18 protein-coding genes are annotated in these 17,951 nt (G+C 23.1%); all 18 read left to right on the forward strand.

The features are described 5' to 3' along the window. Position 1 precedes the first annotated feature (1 nt). Positions 2-1,351 (forward strand): signal recognition particle protein, encoded by a 1,350-nt coding sequence (locus LFWB_RS02495; protein ID WP_210954539.1) that lies wholly within the window; start codon positions 2-4, stop codon positions 1,349-1,351. A 58-nt stretch (positions 1,352-1,409) separates the two neighbouring features. After that, positions 1,410-2,267, forward strand: coding sequence for a 5'-3' exonuclease (locus LFWB_RS02500; protein WP_210954540.1), 858 nt, complete (start codon positions 1,410-1,412; stop codon positions 2,265-2,267). Then, positions 2,268-3,932, forward strand: coding sequence for an AAA family ATPase (locus LFWB_RS02505; RefSeq protein ID WP_210954541.1), 1,665 nt, complete (start codon positions 2,268-2,270; stop codon positions 3,930-3,932). Positions 3,933-3,991: 59 nt separating this feature from the next. Further along, a complete protein-coding gene (locus LFWB_RS02510; RefSeq protein WP_210954542.1) occupies positions 3,992-4,597 on the forward strand; it encodes a nitroreductase family protein in 606 nt (201 codons plus the stop codon). Between the two features lie 426 nt (positions 4,598-5,023). Then, complete coding sequence (locus LFWB_RS02515; protein WP_210954543.1) at positions 5,024-5,659, forward strand: adenylate kinase family protein; 636 nt, start codon at positions 5,024-5,026, stop codon at positions 5,657-5,659. Positions 5,660-5,818: 159 nt separating this feature from the next. Next, complete coding sequence (locus LFWB_RS02520; protein WP_210954544.1) at positions 5,819-10,747, forward strand: AAA family ATPase; 4,929 nt, start codon at positions 5,819-5,821, stop codon at positions 10,745-10,747. Between the two features lie 142 nt (positions 10,748-10,889). Then, entirely contained in the window at positions 10,890-11,039 is a 150-nt protein-coding gene (locus LFWB_RS02525) for a hypothetical protein (protein ID WP_210954545.1), read from the forward strand. A 51-nt stretch (positions 11,040-11,090) separates the two neighbouring features. After that, positions 11,091-11,216: a hypothetical protein gene (locus LFWB_RS03930; protein ID WP_281411830.1), complete on the forward strand. Its 126-nt coding sequence runs from the start codon at positions 11,091-11,093 to the stop codon at positions 11,214-11,216. 224 nt (positions 11,217-11,440) lie between these two features. Continuing rightward, positions 11,441-12,061, forward strand: coding sequence for a sigma-70 family RNA polymerase sigma factor (locus LFWB_RS02530; protein ID WP_210954482.1), 621 nt, complete (start codon positions 11,441-11,443; stop codon positions 12,059-12,061). A 4-nt stretch (positions 12,062-12,065) separates the two neighbouring features. Further along, on the forward strand, positions 12,066-12,389 hold the full coding sequence (locus tag LFWB_RS02535; RefSeq protein WP_210954483.1) for a single-stranded DNA-binding protein: 324 nt from the start codon (positions 12,066-12,068) through the stop codon (positions 12,387-12,389). Between the two features lie 15 nt (positions 12,390-12,404). Then, complete coding sequence (locus tag LFWB_RS02540; RefSeq protein WP_210954484.1) at positions 12,405-12,695, forward strand: HU family DNA-binding protein; 291 nt, start codon at positions 12,405-12,407, stop codon at positions 12,693-12,695. A gap of 12 nt (positions 12,696-12,707) precedes the next feature. Then, positions 12,708-13,148, forward strand: coding sequence for a hypothetical protein (locus LFWB_RS02545; protein ID WP_210954485.1), 441 nt, complete (start codon positions 12,708-12,710; stop codon positions 13,146-13,148). Further along, a complete protein-coding gene (locus LFWB_RS02550; protein WP_210954908.1) occupies positions 13,141-13,365 on the forward strand; it encodes a hypothetical protein in 225 nt (74 codons plus the stop codon). The genes LFWB_RS02545 and LFWB_RS02550 overlap by 8 nt, the downstream gene beginning before the upstream one ends. Further along, a complete protein-coding gene (locus LFWB_RS02555) occupies positions 13,366-14,001 on the forward strand; it encodes a YqaJ viral recombinase family nuclease (RefSeq protein ID WP_210954501.1) in 636 nt (211 codons plus the stop codon). 114 nt (positions 14,002-14,115) lie between these two features. Then, positions 14,116-14,412, forward strand: a complete 297-nt coding sequence (locus tag LFWB_RS02560) for a hypothetical protein (RefSeq protein ID WP_210954487.1) — start codon at positions 14,116-14,118, stop codon at positions 14,410-14,412. After that, a complete protein-coding gene (locus LFWB_RS02565) occupies positions 14,412-15,017 on the forward strand; it encodes a hypothetical protein (protein WP_210954488.1) in 606 nt (201 codons plus the stop codon). Before LFWB_RS02560 ends, LFWB_RS02565 begins: the two co-directional genes overlap by 1 nt. A gap of 68 nt (positions 15,018-15,085) precedes the next feature. Then, a complete protein-coding gene (locus tag LFWB_RS02570) occupies positions 15,086-16,282 on the forward strand; it encodes an AAA family ATPase (protein WP_210954909.1) in 1,197 nt (398 codons plus the stop codon). 3 nt (positions 16,283-16,285) lie between these two features. Continuing rightward, positions 16,286-17,905 (forward strand): DNA double-strand break repair protein Rad50, encoded by a 1,620-nt coding sequence (locus LFWB_RS02575; RefSeq protein WP_210954546.1) that lies wholly within the window; start codon positions 16,286-16,288, stop codon positions 17,903-17,905. Positions 17,906-17,951: the final 46 nt, after the last annotated feature.

Here is a 17,951-nt window from a genome sequence, read left to right on the forward strand (position 1 = left end):
AATGAGTTTTTTAAACGATTCTTTAATTAAAATTGTTAATAAAATTAGAGGAAAAAAAATTATTAATTTACAAGATATCGAAAATATTATGCAAGATTTTCGTTTATCTTTATTAGAAGCTGATGTTAATTATGATGTTGTTAATGAATTAAACGAATTAATAAAACAAAAAACTTTAAAAACAGAAGTTTTAAAAGGGCTTCAACCTCAGGAACAAATAATCAAAATTATAAAAGAAGTTTTTACATTAATTTTAGGTCATCAAAATATTCCTTTAAATTTAAACAAAAGTTTAGATATTATTCTTTTAGTAGGTTTACAAGGGAGCGGAAAAACAACAACAGCAGGAAAATTATCTTTTTTTATCAAAAATAAAATGCAAAAAAAAGTTTTATTGATTGCTGCTGATATCTATAGATTTGGCGCTATCCAACAATTAAAATCTATTGGTGAAAAAATAAATATAGAAGTGTTTAGTTCAGAAGATAAAAACGTTCAAAACATTGTTCAAAAAGGTGTTGAATACGCTTCAGATAATGATTTCCAAACGGTTATTATAGATACAGCTGGTCGCCTTAATATCGATTTAGAAATGATAAAAGAAATCCAAAATATAAAAAAACAATTTAAACCTTCTGAGGTTTTGATAATAGCAGATTCTCTTTTAGGTCAACAATCAGTTAATATTGTGAAAAGTTTTCATGAACAAATAGAAGCTACAGGTATTATTTTAACTAAAATGGACGCCGATACTAAAGGCGGTGCTGCCTTATCTATGAAATACGTAACTAAACTACCTATTAAATTTATATCTTCTTCTGAAAAACATAATGATAATAATTTTGAAATTTTTCATCCGGATCGCATCGCTTCTAGACTTTTAGATATGGGTGATATTTCTACTCTTATCGAAAATGTAGAAGAAAAAATAAATACAAAACAAAATATGGATATTTTGAATAAAATTTTAGATGAAGATTATAATTACAACACTTTATTAAAACAATTAGAATTATTAAAAAAATTAGGTTCTATGAAAAAAATGTTACAATTTATCCCTGGTATGGCTTCTAAATTAAAAAATATGCCTTCTATGGATGATGATTTTATTAAAAAATTTAAATTCATTATTCAAAGCATGACTGAAGAAGAAAAAAATAGACCTCAATTAATCGAAAACAACAATAGAAGACGGACAAGAATTGTTAAAGGTTCAGGTAGTCAAATGAGTGATATCAATAATTTAATTAAATTTATCAAAAAACAAAAACAGATTTCTAAACAAATGGAGAATTTTGATCTTAATGATTTAGAAAATCCTGAAGATTTATTAAAAAAATTTCTTAATTAAATCAAATATTTTATTTTAAAATAAAATATTTATGATGGAGAAACAAAAAAATAAAAATATGCATAAATTAGTTTTAGTAGATGGAAACTCATTAGTTTTTAGAGCTTATTACGCGACTTATTATAAAAACAAAACATTAATGCAAAACAAAGATAATCAAGATGTAAACGCTTTAATAGTTTTTAAAAATATGTTTCAAAAAATTTTAGAACAAACAGAAAATTATATTTGTGTCGCTTTCGATTCTAAAAAGAAAACTAAAAGACATGAAATTTATGAATCCTACAAAAAAGGACGTTCTAAAACACCTCAATCTTTGATTGATCAAATTGTTTTGATAAAAGAATATTTAAATTTATTAGGGGTTAGATATTGTTCAGAAAACGGTTTTGAAGCTGATGATATTATCGGAACTATCGCTAAACAAGCAAGTGAAAATAATATTTGTGTTGTTATTTTTTCTAGTGATAAAGATTTTCTGCAATTGATAGATAATAATATAAGTGTAGCTTTGATAAAACAAGGTTTAAAAAATGTTATTTATTACGATAGTAAAAAATTAGAAGAAAAATTTTTTTTAAAACCTAAACAAATAGTTGATTTTAAAAGTATTGTCGGAGATGGTTCTGATAACATCAAAGGGATTCCTTTGATAGGTCCTAAAACCGCTACTAAAATATTAAATCAATTTCACAATTTAGAAAATATTTTTGATAATTTAGAAAAAATGAATGAAAAAATCAAAAATAAATTTATCCAATATAAAGAAAAAGTGTTTTTTAATCGTTCTTTAATAACTCTTAACACTTCAGTCCCTTTGCCTTTTAATTATAAAGAAACTAAAATTCAAAAAAAAGAAAAACATTTATTAAAATTTTTTTTAGATAAAAATAAATTAAAAAAAGGAATAAAATAAATGAATTATAATCGACAAGAAATACAACCAGAAATGGAACAAGAAATAAAAGAATCACCACAATTTATATTTTATCCCGCGCCTAAAAATAATGTATTATCCAAAATTAAATTAATTTTAGAAATTTTATTTCTTTTTTTATTATTTATTTATATTGTTCCTTTTGATTTTGGTATTAAACAAAAACCATACTCAAATAATGAATGGGAAAAAGAAAAAGAAGTTAAAATCCCGGATAATAAGTGTTTAACTATTGAAGATGATTTTGTAGGTTATGAAGAAATAAAAGATAATATAACAAAAGAAATAATTGATGTTATAAAAGATCCATCCAAAGCAAATGATATTCCAAGAGGAATTTTATTACATGGCGAACCTGGTGTAGGAAAAACTTATTTAGTTAAATGTTTAGCCGGTTCATTAAAAGGACTAGCGCCTTTTTTTGAAATTAACGGTTCTGATTTTGTCGAAATGTATGTAGGTAGAGGGGCAGCTCGTGTTAGAAAAATTTTTTCATACGCTAAAGAAGTAGCTAAACAAAAAAACCAAAAATATTTTTTGATTTTCATTGATGAAATTGATTCTATCGGCGCTAAAAGAAGTGATCATGCTGAAGAAATTAATAATAAAGAATCAGAACACGCTTTTAATGCTTTATTATCTGAAATAGATGGCTTTAGTTCTGGTAATAAAGAACAACAAGGTCCTTATGGGATTGTCATCGGAGCCACTAATAGAATGAACATAATAGATGATGCTTTAAAAAGAGAAGGACGTTTAGGAAAACATTTAAAATTAACAACCCCTAATGAAAAAGGGATAAAAGAACTTTTTAAATATTTTTTTAGAAAAAAAAATAAAACACAAATTCAAACACTCTTAGAACAACCATCTGTAGAATCAAAATATGACAATTTAGTAAAAACCTTAAAAAAAATGAAATTTACTCCTTCTGATATTTATTCTTTGGTTAAAGAAATTTTAAAAAATAATGTTTCGAATCTGAATGAAGGTAATATAATAAATAAAATTTATGATTCTTTTGATGAAATAATAATAGGCCCTATTAATGATGACAACAATAAAGGATCAAAAGAATATAAAAAAAGAATTATCGCGCATGAATTAGGACACGCTTTTGTCGCCAAAGAATTAGGATTAAAAGTTGTTAGAATCAATTTCAGTTCCAGACAAAATATAGGTGGTTATGTTATAAGTATTCCTAAAGAAGATAATGATATGATGACTGAAACAGATTTTCTTAAGAAAATAATAGTTTTGTTAGGCGGAAGAGCGGCGGAAAAAGTTTTTAATAAGGATATTAGTATAGGTTCAGGAGATGATGTATCAAAAGTCGAGGAACTAGCTAAATGTATGGTTAAAGACTACAAAATGAAATGGACAGAAATTTATTCTAATACAGAAATTGATCCTAATTCTAATTCCAATCTTGAAAATGAATATCTTTTGGGTTCAGAAAATAACGAAGACAAAATAAGAAAAATTATAGATAATTCTTACAAAAAAGCTTTAAAAATTTTGGATAACAAAAAAGAAAAAATAAAACTTTTAATTGATAAAATATACGAAACAATAGAAAACAATAATAATGAACAATCTATAGGAGAAGAAAAATTTGACGAATATTATCAAAATTATTTATAATTTTCAATTATTTTTTTGAAAAAAATATATTAAATTTTCAAAAGAAAGAAAAATAAATTATGCGTATTCCTACAGTAAGATTATTTAAAAAAAATCATAAAATTTCTAAAGAAAAATGGAATCAAATTTTTGATGAAATTCGTTATACCCCTTCTTCTTTCGATTTACAACCTTGGGTTTTTTTTGTTATTGAAGATAAAAAAAATAAAAACAAATTAAAAACAATAATCCAAGGTAATAAAGATCAATTAGAAACTAGTTCTTCTATGGTGTTGATATGCGGTAATTTAAATAAAACAAAATCTGCGGAATATATTTATAAACAAAAGTTATTAAATAAAGAAATCACTAAAGAACAAAAGAATGTTTTTTTAAATAAAATTAAAAAATATTATAATACAATAAGTGATACAAGGATCCAAAATGAAACTTTTTTAGAATGCGGTATTATTTCTTTACATTTTGTTTTAACAATTCAAAATTTAGGTTATAATGCTTGTTTTATAGGAGGATGTTCTTTTGATAAAATAAATGATTTATTTGATATCTCTAATGATTATATTCCTATTATTTTGTTAGCTGTAGGAAAAAAAGATATAATAAATGTACCAGAAAAAATTAAAAAATTTAAAATAAATGTTGAAGATTTTGTTTTTTTCTTATAATTTATTGTTTGAATTATAATATATTACATTTTAAAATTATTTATGAAATTTTTATTTGTTTATTTTTTTTTTTTTTTAAAACAAATTGTTATAAAAAATGAACAAATATATAAAAATATTTTATTTTAATTAAAAATTTTTATTAAAATTTTTAATTTTATATGATATATATTTTAATGTATTATTAACAAAATATATAGTTAATATATTTTGTTTTTTTATATCTTTTATCTTTTTTTAAATAACTTTTATATAAATAAAAGTTATTTTTTAAAATCGTTTTTAAATATTTTTATTTTTATTTTATTTTGTTATATATTTTATATTATTTTATATGTGGTATTTATATAAAAATATTAAAAAGAATAATTATTTTTATAATATTTTTATATAAACAAAGGGAATAAAAGAGTGAATATAATAATAATGATAGGCCCCCCCGCCTCAGGAAAAGGAACTCAATCTTTAATTTTATCTAAATGTTTATCTATTCATCATATTTCTATAGGTGATATTTTTCGAGAAAATTTTAAAAAAAAGACAAAATTAGGGAAGATAGTTATTTCTTACATTAATCAAGGTTTATTAGTTCCAAATCAAATAACTAATTCCATGGTTAGCGAAACCTTAACCGAAGATAAAATAAAAAAAGGTTTTATTTTGGATGGTTATCCTAGAAATATTAATCAAGCTCAATTTTTAACAGAAGAATTTAAAAAAAGAAATATTCAATTAAAAAAAGTATTTTATTTTAATGTTGAAGAAAAAATATTAGAACAAAGAATGATGGGGAGAATAGTTTGCACTCAATGTGGTGAAATTTATAATAAAGAAAAAAAACATCCAAAGATAAATGGTTTATGCGACAACGATAATAGTGTTTTAATACAAAGAAAAGATGATAATTTAGATACTTTTAACCAACGTTTATCTATTTATAAAAGTGAAACCTTTCCTTTAGTAGAATATTACAAAAAAATGAATAAAATTTTTGAAATTAAAATAAAAGATGGTCTTGAAACTATACAAGATATAACAAACACAATATTAAAACAATTATAAAAATAAAAAAATTTTTTCTATTTATTTAATAATATAAAAATAAATAGAAAAAATTTTTTTATAAAAAGAATAAATATAAATATTTTATTTTTTAAATAATAAAAAATCCGATTATTAAAATTAAAATAATTAGATTTTTTTTAGAAAATTTCTAAAAAAATGACAATAAAAATAAAAATATTATCTAATTTTATTTTTATATTGATAATATTTTATTCTCCGTTATACAATAAAATTTATTTATATGGGGAAAAAATTTCAGAAGAATTAGAACAAGAATCTAATTCTATAAAACGTTTAAAATTTATTTTTCCGAAATTAAATAATAATCCTGAATTATTAAAAAAGGTTTTGGAAGAGATAACAAAAGAATTTGATAATCCTATTTATTATAAGGAATCTAAAAAAAATATAAAAGAAAAAATTCATTTATTAGATCGATATAATATAATAAATGAATTTCCTGATGTTTTTGAACAAACAGTTTATGATATAAATAATTTTGTATTTGTTTTTATAGCTGATAAAGTAGATTTTACAAATTACGAAAAATATCTTCAACACAAAAAAAACAATTTCGATTCAAATTTAGGATTTTTTTGGAAAAATTGGCAACCATCTAATACCGAATTTATTTCTAAATCAAAAATTAATTTCTTAATAAATGTTTTTGAAGAAATTATGATTTTAGAAAAAGAATTAAATATTCAAAAAAATATAAACGTTAATGACCAAATTATAAAACAATTAAAAAATAAAATAAAAGAATATGATGATTTATTACAAACACAAGAAAACAACATTACAGAGAAAACAAAAGAAATTGAACAATTAAAATTAGAAATTTTAAATAAAAATATTGATTTTAAACAATTAAATCAAGAAATACAAACAAAAAACAATTTTTTGAAAAAATATGAAGAAAAATTAAAAGAACATCAAATTTTATCACAAGAAGAAAAAAATCTTTTACAAAACAATATTGATAAAATTAATAAAGAATTAAAATTATTGTATCAAAAATTACAAGAACAAGAGTTATTTTTGAACTCGAAAGAACAAAAAATTAAAGATATATCGATAGAATTGAAAATCAAATTTCAAGAAATAGAAGAAATTAAAGAATTTAATCAAAAAGAAAAAAATTTTTTACAAGAAAGTATAAAAAATAAAATAGAAAACATTAATGAATTAAAAAAAATTATAAACGACTTTGAACAAAAAATCGGAAAATTACATAATAATTTAGAACATTATAAAACTAAATTACAAATGCAAGAAGAAAAAATTAATAATTTAGAAATCAATTCAAAAAGAAAAGAAAATGAAATCTATTCATTAAAACAAGATATTAATTCTAAAAATATAGAATTGAATAAAAAAAAACAAGAATTACAAAACCAAAAACAAGGTTTTATGTTTTTCCAAAATAAATTAAAAAATGAGATAAGTCAATTACAAATCGATATTCAATATTTCCAAAATAAATTAATGCGTAAAGAAATTATTTTAAATTCTAACAATGAAGAAATTAATGATTTAAAGGAAAAATTAAAAGATAAACAAAAAGAAATAATTCAAATAAAAACTTTAAATCAACAAGAAAAAGAAATATTAAACAGAAAATTAGAAGAAAATATTTCTAAAATTAAAAAAATAGAACAATTTTTAGCACATAATCAACAAGAAATTAAAGAAATCAAAGAAACTATTTTAATACAAGAAAATATAATAAAACAAAAACAATTTCAAATTGAACAAATTAAAGATAATATAGAAATTAAAAAAAATATTATATTCTCTTTAAATAGACAAATTAATTCTTTTAAAGAAGAAATTGAAAATAAACAAAAAGAAATTGATGAAAATAAAATATTATCAGAAACAGAAAAAAAAAATTTACAAAGAGAAATTGAAATAAATAAAATTAATATAAACACTTTAATAGAACAAATTCAAACAAAAGAAGATAATTTGACAGAATATAAACAAGAAATTTTTTCTTTATCAAATGCGTTAAAAAACAAAAAAGAAGAAATTGAACAAATTATACAAATGAATGAATTAGAAAAAAATAAATTAAAAAATATTATTGATAATCAGATTTCACAATTAAAAATAAATTCAGATCAATTAAAACTTTTACAAGATGAAATAGATAAATTAAATGAAAAAATTGAAAATCAAAATATAATTATTGCTAAAAAAGAACAAAAAATTAATAATTTAAAAGATAAAATAAAAAATAACAATATAGAAATATCATCTTTAAGTAAAAAAATAGAACAAACAGAAAAACAATTAAAACTTAATGCAGAAGAATTATTAAAAAATAAAAATTTATCAGAAACAGAAAAAAATAATTTAAACCAAGAAATAAAAGAATTAGAAGCGAAAATTAAAAAATTACAAGATGATATATCTTTAAAAAGCGATAATTTAAATAAATTACAAGAAGAAAATGAATTATTAGGAATTGATTTAAACAAACAAAAAGATAAATTAAAACAAAATCAAATTTTGAACGAACATGAAAAAACATTATTAGAATCAAAAATAGATCGAACATTGCATTCTTTAGAACAAAATCAATTTGATTTAAAAGAGTATAAAAATAAAATAGAAAATTCATTAAAAGATAATACATTATTTACTCGTTTAGTTTTGGAGTCAATGCGTAATATAGGTGATATGAATAAAGAAGTATTTCGTTTTATACACGAAATAAATAGCAAACAAGAAAATAAAAAAATAAATAATAATTTATTAGATAGTTTTGTTCAAAAAACTGATAAATTTCCTAATTTTAAAGATGTTATAGGTTCAGAAGTCGCTGTACAACAATTAAAAGAAAGTTTAACTCATTTAAAAAATACAGAATTATATAAAAAAATGGGAAATAGTAAATCCCCTAAAGGAGTTTTATTATATGGACCGCCAGGAACAGGAAAAACTTTTTTAGCAAAAGTATTCGCTAAAGAAGCTGGGTTACCTTTTTTTGCTGTATCATCAGATGATTTCTCTAGAAAATATGTTGGAGAAGCACCACAATTAATTAAAAAACTTTTTGAAGAGGCTAGAAAAAACGCTCCTAGTATAGTTTTAATAGATGAATGCGAAGTGGCTTTTCGAAAACGTAATAGCGATGGTTTGAATTCAGATCATGGTAATGTTATTACTGCTTTTTTATCTCAAATAGAAGGTATTCAAACAGATCCGAAAAAACCAGTTTTTGTTATTGGTACTACAAATTTTAAAGATGAAATTGATGATTCTATTTTAAGTCGTTTTAATAAATTAATTGAAATCGGTTTATGGTCTGAAAAAGATTTGAATATGTTTTTTAAAACGTTATCTAAAAAATATAAATTAGATTTAAGAGCTTATAAATATTTAGATATTTTAACCCAAATGATTGTTGATTCTAATTTAGATTATTTAAGGACAGCTAGAAAATTAATAGAATTATTAGAACAATCCGCTGTAATTGCGACAAATCAACACAAACATTTGAATATTTTACCTATCGATTTAGAAACTGTTTTAAAAAGGATTATCGATCCACAATCAAAAATAAATTGGGAAAATCATAAACATGAAAAACATAATAGAAATGAATTATTTGATATTACAGAATATAAAAATATAGCGATTGAACATATTTTTAAAGATAGCGAAGAACTTGATAAAAGAAAAGGATTTTTTTCTTTAATAAAAGAAAAATATGATGTTCATAAGAAATTTGTATATAATATAAATAATAAAAATGAATTTTCAGAAGTAGAAATATCAAAAGATGGACTAGAACAAATAAAAAATTTTTATTCATCAGAAAATCCTATACCTGAAGGTTTAATAGGTTTTTATTTCGAAAATATACAAAAAAACGAACAAAATAAATCAATAAAAAGTATTTCTTCTATAGAAGATATTTTAGATGAAGCTGTCAAAACCAAAGATCAAAAAATTTATTTTATTTGGGATATAGAAAAAATTAAACAAAATAAAATAATGATTGATGACATTGTAAACAAATACCAAAATATGTATTCTTTTTTAAAATATGATTATGTTTTTAATGATCAAATATCACAAATGCATTCACAAATAGCAATAAATAAAGAAGGCATAACAAAAGAAATAATTAAATATATCGACGATATAAAAAAAAGATTATTTTTTGATGTTAATAGTTATTTGACTAAAATAAATAATTTGGCGGATTCTGAAAACAATTTATATATTGAAAATAAAATAAAAACAAAAATAGAAGAAATATTAAATTCAAATACTTTTATCAATTTCGAACAAATAAAAAATAAAATTATTCATGATATGGAACAAAGTTTAAATCAAAACTTAGAATCATCTTTAAAAGAAAAAATTGATTTTTATATTCAAAAAATAAATCTTAATGAAGAAATTTTTTCAAAAACAGAAATAGAACAGTTAAAAGATAAAATTAAAGAAGATACAGAAAAAAATTTAATAATGTTTAAAAATTTTTCTTTAAAACAAATTAAAGAAAAAATAAAAGAAATAGAAAATAAATATAATGATGAAATTTTTCAAAAAAAATGGAAAAATATAATAGATAAAATAAATATTAATTTTCATTTAGAAAAAGATAAAATAGTTGTTTATTTAGAAAATAAAACTAAAAAAGAATTGTTCTATCAAAATTTAAATTTAGAAGAAATAGTTGATACCCTGAATAGAGAATCTCAAAATCAAATTGAAAAAATAAAAAATAATTTAAATAAGAAAATATTGAATAATATTCAAAATTATATTTTGATAGATAATATTTTAGGATCTGATTTTATTAATGAAGATATTGAATTAATAAATAAAGGGGCAATATTAATGGTTCAAAATGAATTAAAAAAAGAAAAAATATCAGAAGAAGAAATTGATAATAAAATATTATCTTTTGTTAAAAATTATAAAATAAAAAATAAAACAACAGATAAATATGATCATTTATATTCTTGGATAAAAAATAATTTTTATTGGCTCCAATACGTATTGATTATAATATTATTTAAATTTTTTATGAAAAAAAATAAAAGAAAATATAAAAAATAAATATTTACAAAATTTTATTAAAAAAATATTGATTCTAATTTTTAAGTATACTGTAAACGATAACCTTCATATAATTACAGTAAAAATAACAATATTTAATAGAATTTCAAAGATTCAGATGATGATTTATTAGCGGGTTATTTTGGCAACGGTGAAAGAAAAGAAAGAAACTATTTTTTATGACTTTATTGATTTAAGATGGGTAGGTAAGGGTTATTATCATATGTATTGTTTTCGGAAAATAGATGATACAAATAAACAAACTTTATTAGATCATAAAAATATGTCATAATTAAATAAATTTAATGATACTTTTTAGTATTCTCGTTTAACAAATAGAATAATGAAAAAAATTTTAAGAAAGCTTTCGCCAATAATTATTAAAAAAATGCCAACTGATGGTTTTGTTGGCGAAGTTATTTTAAATATTTCATCTGATTTGTTTTCAGAAATGGTAATTAATTATTAAATCAAGCAATTGAAGGTAATTCTCAAGCTTTGGCATTAGCAAGTAAAATCATTCATCATTCAGAAAGAACTTGCCCAGGGATAATTGAAGTGTTCCAAAACTTTAGACACTTTTTGTTTTTTAAAATTTCTTTAAGGCTAACTATTAAGTTAGTCTTTTTTTATTCTCTAAGAATAAAATTAATTTTCATATCTTTTCTAAAAACGTTTTTAGAAAGGGATTAAATGTTAAGAAAAAAATTATTTAAAGATTTTTTAAAAAATAAAAAGAATTTAGAAATAAGAGATCAATTAATTGATCTTCATTTGCCATTAATAAATAAAATTGTTGGTAAATTTAAATATTATCCTAAATTGCTCCAAAAACAAGATTTATATCAAGAAGGAGTTTTAGGATTAACGAAAGCCCTAAGTAATTACCAAGATTTAGGTTATGACTTTATCGCCTATGCAAAACCAACAATTAAATCTGAAATCAATGAACTAATAAGAAAAAGTTATTCTCCTTCAATCCCACAAAAATCTACTAAACCAAACAATATTAGTTTTCAAGAAGAAAAATATCAACCTTATAAAATCAGCAACCCCAATCCTCATCAATTATGGTTAAAACAAACAAATCACGAATGTTTGTTAAAAAAACTAAAAAAGAAATTAAGTAAAACAGGATTTAATATTATTTGTTTAAGTTTTGGTATCACTTTAGACAACATCAACGAAACTTATCAACGACCTCATACCAACCAAGAGATCGCGCTAAAAATAAATTTAAAACTTCAAACAATAATCAACATCAAAAAAATAGCTATTCTAAAATTAAAACCTAAAAAACCAATGGAGAAATAAAAAAATGTTAAATAAAGTTCAATTAATCGGCCGCATCACTAACGCCCTAGAATCACAATACATTCATATTAATAATGAACAAATCACAAAAATTGATTTCAACTTAGCTATCAACAATAAAGATAAAGTTCAATTCATCCACTGTGTTGCCTTTCGTAATCAAGCAGAAAACATGAGTAAATATTTACACAAAGGTTCAAAAATATATATAGAAGGAACATTATCTATTCAAAAATACACTAATAACGAAAACCAAAACAAAACCAATACTAAAGTTATTTTAAACAATGTTATCTTTTTAGATAATAACCCCCCAACCCAAAATTAAAAAGGAGTCACTAAAATGACAAAAAAAGAATTAATCAAAACTATCGCAGTAATGCATAAAACTTCGGTTACTCAAACCCAAGATTTTTACAACTCGTTCGAAAATGCTTTAATCAAAGCAATCACATCCAACGAAGAAGTGGTATTATCACCTTCAATTGGCAAATTCATCTTAAAATCAAGAAAAGCCCGCGTGGGAAGAAACCCCCAAACAGGTAAAAAACTCAAAATCCCTACAAAAACTGTGGTAAATTTTAAACTTTCTAAAACTATTAAAGATGAAGTCAAAAACCTTAAATTAAAATAAGGAGAATAAATTATGTTTATTTTTTCATTATTTGCAACAATTAGCAATTTTATCTTAAATTACTCTAAAGGATTTAGCACTACCGAAATCCTTGAACGAAGAATAGACGGAATCCAAACAACGATTTTCACTATTCTTATTGTCTCTGGTTTCAAACCTATTTTTAAATTAATTGCAAATATTTTGATTTTCGTCAAAGATTTGATTTTAGGCCTCTTTTTCCCCAACAAAAAACTCCAAAATTTAGAAATCCAAAACGCCAAACAAGAATATTTAGAAAAACAGTTATTAAAAAAACTAGATAAAATAAATGAAAACCAAGAAAAACTCCAATCCCAATTAGAAGTGCAAAAAGTAAAAGTTGCTCATTGGCAAGAGAAAAAAGCAAGAAAAAAAATACTAAAATTAAAAAACAACAACAAACCTCACGGAAAGGAAAATGAAAATGAATGAACTTAATTTCGCCATTGGATTTATCGTTGGCGCCCTATTCGCAACTGCTTTAATGTTTATTATCAAAAAAATCTTTTTTAATTTTTTTCCATTACCAGAAATTAATAAAACAGATGAAACTAAAAAAGATAACAAACCCAATAAATCATCTTCAATTATTCCAAACCCAAATAACAATTCAAAAGAAAAAAATAATTTAGAAAGTGAAAATAATTAAATGAAAATTAATAATTTAAACCAACGAACTTCTGAGTGGTATAATCATCGCAAAAAATATATCAATGCCTCTGAAATAGGAAGTATTACAGGAAATGACAAATTTAGAAGTTTAGAACAATTAATACATGACAAAATATTTGGAACAACATTTACAAGCAATAAATTCACCGAACACGGCAACAAAACCGAACCCCTAGCGAGAACTTTTTTTGAAAAAATAACTAATCTAAAATTCCCTGATACCATCTTTACTGATGATACTTTAGATATGTTTTCTGCAAGTCTTGACGGTTATAACGAACAAACCAACACTTTATTAGAAATTAAATGTCCTTATGTAGATGAAAATAACAACATCTCCTCTACTTGGAATGGTTTCTTTTCACATAAAAAAATCCCTTCTAATTACTGGGCGCAAGTTCAATGTCAATTATATTGTTCTCAATCTAAATTCGCTTATTTCTTTGTTTATTTTAATGACACTAATTATCATGTTGTTAGGGTTTATCAAGATAATAATTTTATTAACCAAATGATTGCAGACGGCAAAAAGTATTTAGAATTATTAAAACTCAATAAACAAGAATTACAACAGACAACTTATTTAAAAAAATTAAGTAAATTTAAAATATAAAAAAAAGAAAGGAAACTAAAAATGAAAATCCAAAAAAACCAAAAATAATTATTAAGAAAAAAACAATTTAGAAAGTAACAAAGAAATAAATAATTAATACAAAGGAGAAAAAACATGTCAAAAAAAATAATTATCACTAAAAAACCAAATAAAAAATTAACCAAAACCCAAAACCCAAATCAAAAAATATCAATCCCAGAAACAAAAAAACTCAATCATCACATTTCACCCCCAACTCCTAATATCAATAAACTAAATTTATTAAAAATAATTACTTATTTAACTATCATTTTATATTTTATTTTACATGTCAACGTTATTTATTACCAAAACCAAATCCCTTGGTTAACAACAGGAATCAATAATTTTATTGATTTAATTAAAACAATTTTTTCAGGAGGAAACAAATAATGAAAACACAAAATAAAAATAAAATATTAATTATCATAACATTTGTAATTGTTCTATTTTTCTCAATTATCTCAATTTATGCTTTAAACGATTACTTTAACAAACAAAGAAAAGAAAAAATAAATTTAATAAATGATTTTCCTATTTTCACTGTTGAACGAACGGGTGGCAACAACGAAAATCAAATACTTTTGCCGATTTCAATTCCTAACTTAAGCCAAAAAAAATACAATCACTTAATTACTATCGAACACGAAGCAATCCTTAACTCAAATGGAATAGATATTTCAATACCCTTATATTTAAAATTATCAACCCAATATAACACTAACCAATCCTTTAACAACCCAGAAAAATATTTAAACATAAGCCTCAAAGTTAATAACAATGATTATGACGACACAAAACGTCCCCAAATGATATTAAACGACAAAGGTATTGGAATTATTAAAATTCAAATTAGCATCGAACAAAAAGAAATCATCAATTCCAAAAACCCTCAATTAGAATTAATTTGTGATTACGAATTAGTCGATTCCCAAGGTAAATCTTTCGAAGGCGGAAATCAAACTATCGAAAACAAAATTGCTCAATTAGCAAAATAAAATATTAAAAGACTAAACAAAATTTGTATTAGTCTTTTTTTATTTTTCAGAAAGGTATTAATATGAAAATGAATATTAAAAAAAATCAAAATAAAAATTTAAATCCAACTAATTTAATAATAATCATTATAACATCTATCATTTTATTTTTAGGAATTCAAGTTTGGATCCACCATCAAGCTTTAATCGAAAATCAAACCCAAATCCTAAATCATCATAAAAGATTAGAAACCCAAAACAAAACTAACCAAGAAACTAAAAAATATTTAGAAGACCAAATAACTAAAAATAATTCATCACCAGAAAAAATTCAAACTTTTTCTTCATCAGAATTACAAGAAAAAACAATAATCCCGAACGATAACCAAGAAGAATTATTATTTAAACCTTCTAACAACAATAAATTCCCAGGATTCAACCAACTAATCGGTTTCAAAGAAGAAAAACAAGCATTAGATGGATTTATTGATTATCTCAACAACAAAGAAAACTACCAAAATATTGGAGAAATCGAATCTCCTCTAGGTATTTTAATGTATGGAGCCCCTGGAACAGGAAAAACCACTCTCGCAAGATCCTTAGCCAAAGAAACTAATTTACCCTTCTTTGAAGTAAGCAGCTCTTTATTCTCACAAAAATACAAAGGTATCGCCCCTCAATTAGTCAAAGATTTATTTATGACAGCTCGCGAAGAAGCAGCCCAAAACAATGGCGCAATCATCTTTTTAGATGAATGCGAAACTATCTTTACTGATTTAAGCACTTTAGAAACTGATTCAGAAATTGCCAATGTTGTGAATCAATTCAAAACTGAATTGACATCTTTTAAAAACAACCCTGAAAAACCTATTTTCATCATTGGAGCTACAAACCACATTAACCAAATCGATGATGCCATCAAATCAAGATTCACTTACAATATCGAAGTCAAACCAGGCAACAAAGAAGAAAGAAAACAATTCCTAGAATTTTTAATCAACAAACGTAAAAACCCTTATAGTGAAGAAGCCAAACAATACTTATATGAAGTCATTAACGAAGCTTTAGAAATATTACCGCCAAACCATCAATTCAAACAAGCCAATCGTACTTTGGAAAACCTCTTAAAAACAACAGTAACAATCTTTGCGAAAAACAGAGGTCAAGGTGAAACTAGAAGAAATGAAATCAACAAAGAAGATTTAAAACAAGCATATAAAATGATAATTTCTCCTAATATAAATATATTAGACCAAATAGAAAAAAACCAAAAAGGAGATGAATAATATATGTTAACACCATTTGACTTAATCAAAGGATTTTTATCATTTAAATCTTATTTCACCTGGTTTTTAATAGCCACTACCATCTTTAGTCTATTTGTTTTCTTTAAAAGAAAACTTTCACCCACTCAACAATCAACAACATCATGGAAAGGCTATTTAACTTATTTTTTAATTATAATTGGTATTTTAAGTTTCATTTATTTATGTTTCTTTCATAAAACAGAACCATCATCTAAATATGCAGGGCAATTAGTCAATAAAATCGACAAAGCCATCGATAAATACGAAAATACAATAAATAATTACAAAGGATTAAAAACTAATTGGGAAAGTGAATTAAAAAAATGTGAAGATGAATTAAAAGAACTCTACAATGCCCAAGAATCCTCCCAAAAACAAAAAGAACAAATCCATGAATTGTTAGAACAAAATGAAACAAAAATTAAAGAAATAAAAGAACAATTAAAAAACACAACAGGTAACATCACTATCTTAAAAGGCAAGCTAACTCAGTTAGAAAAAGATAAAGATGCCAAAGAAAAAGAAATTAAACAAAAACAAGAAGAAGAAAAATTAGCTTCTCCTGACGATAAAATTAGATTAAGAGCACAAATTGAAAAACTACAAGATGAAGTAGAAGAAATAGTTGGTAAAATATCTGATATAAATTCTCAAATTGGTAAATTAGAAGCAACCCAAGAAAAATACCAAAATATGTTATCTCGTGCTGAAAAATTTAAAAAAATGTTAGAAGAACAATATAAAGATTTAACTGAAGGAGAAAAAAGATTATATAATCAAATCCAATCAGTTGAAGAACGTCATGCCGAAATCCAAAAAGAAATTGATGCAGTCAAGAAAAAACTAGATAAAATCGATTTAGAAAAAGATTTATATACATCCCTAAAAATAAAATATCGCGAAATGCATAACCGCATGCAAACCTATGAAAAAGAACATGAAGCATCAGCTGGAAACATAGTAAAATGGGGATTCAAAGCTTTTGATAAAGTAACTGACTTAATCCCCGCTAAATATGGTATGAAAATTTTAGGCAAATCAGTTACTTTTACACGTAAGTTCGCTCAAGGTATGTCAAAAGCTACTTTAGTTCTTCACGAAGGCCACCGTTTGTGGCATTTATATAATGAAGTCGCGCAAGAAAACAAAGAACATCCACCAATGATTACCGAAGAAGCTTTAAAAATGTATACTCAAGACATCGACCGTGATTTAGCCAAACTTGACGCCGACTACAAAGATTACGAAAAAAAATTAGGTGATTATAAACTTCGTCAAAATGAAAATAATTTAGAACAAGAATTAGAATATTCTAGATCAATAGTTCGCGGAATAGCCCAAAAAGAACAATCAGTTATCGGTGAATATGAAACCATCATCGAAGAATTAAAACATAAACAAAAAGACATAAAAGATATTTATAAGTTAGAAATAAAACAAGATAGATTAGAAGAAGAATTAGAAACTAAAAAAGAAGACGTGAATGATTTAAAAGAACAATTAAAACAAAAAAATCCGAGTTACGCTCGTGCTCAACAACGCCTGCAAGCTAGACGAATTGGTAAAATCCCTGAAATGATAATGATTCCAAATAAAAAATAATTTTCCTTAAACATTTAATCCCTAAAATTGTATAATAGTGATATAT

Origin of the sequence: Candidatus Phytoplasma luffae, from assembly GCF_018024475.1 — a bacterium.
Lineage (GTDB): Bacteria > Bacillota_I > Bacilli_A > Acholeplasmatales > Acholeplasmataceae > Phytoplasma > Phytoplasma luffae.

Coding starts and splice junctions, on each gene's coding strand:
- LFWB_RS02495 (WP_210954539.1), top strand. CDS start 2: ATGAGTTTTTTAAACGATTCTTTAATTAAAATTGTTAATAAAATTAGA.
- LFWB_RS02500 (WP_210954540.1), top strand. CDS start 1,410: ATGCATAAATTAGTTTTAGTAGATGGAAACTCATTAGTTTTTAGAGCT.
- LFWB_RS02505 (WP_210954541.1), top strand. CDS start 2,268: ATGAATTATAATCGACAAGAAATACAACCAGAAATGGAACAAGAAATA.
- LFWB_RS02510 (WP_210954542.1), top strand. CDS start 3,992: ATGCGTATTCCTACAGTAAGATTATTTAAAAAAAATCATAAAATTTCT.
- LFWB_RS02515 (WP_210954543.1), top strand. CDS start 5,024: ATGATAGGCCCCCCCGCCTCAGGAAAAGGAACTCAATCTTTAATTTTA.
- LFWB_RS02520 (WP_210954544.1), top strand. CDS start 5,819: ATGACAATAAAAATAAAAATATTATCTAATTTTATTTTTATATTGATA.
- LFWB_RS03930 (WP_281411830.1), top strand. CDS start 11,091: ATGAAAAAAATTTTAAGAAAGCTTTCGCCAATAATTATTAAAAAAATG.
- LFWB_RS02530 (WP_210954482.1), top strand. CDS start 11,441: ATGTTAAGAAAAAAATTATTTAAAGATTTTTTAAAAAATAAAAAGAAT.
- LFWB_RS02535 (WP_210954483.1), top strand. CDS start 12,066: ATGTTAAATAAAGTTCAATTAATCGGCCGCATCACTAACGCCCTAGAA.
- LFWB_RS02540 (WP_210954484.1), top strand. CDS start 12,405: ATGACAAAAAAAGAATTAATCAAAACTATCGCAGTAATGCATAAAACT.
- LFWB_RS02545 (WP_210954485.1), top strand. CDS start 12,708: ATGTTTATTTTTTCATTATTTGCAACAATTAGCAATTTTATCTTAAAT.
- LFWB_RS02550 (WP_210954908.1), top strand. CDS start 13,141: ATGAATGAACTTAATTTCGCCATTGGATTTATCGTTGGCGCCCTATTC.
- LFWB_RS02555 (WP_210954501.1), top strand. CDS start 13,366: ATGAAAATTAATAATTTAAACCAACGAACTTCTGAGTGGTATAATCAT.
- LFWB_RS02560 (WP_210954487.1), top strand. CDS start 14,116: ATGTCAAAAAAAATAATTATCACTAAAAAACCAAATAAAAAATTAACC.
- LFWB_RS02565 (WP_210954488.1), top strand. CDS start 14,412: ATGAAAACACAAAATAAAAATAAAATATTAATTATCATAACATTTGTA.
- LFWB_RS02570 (WP_210954909.1), top strand. CDS start 15,086: ATGAATATTAAAAAAAATCAAAATAAAAATTTAAATCCAACTAATTTA.
- LFWB_RS02575 (WP_210954546.1), top strand. CDS start 16,286: ATGTTAACACCATTTGACTTAATCAAAGGATTTTTATCATTTAAATCT.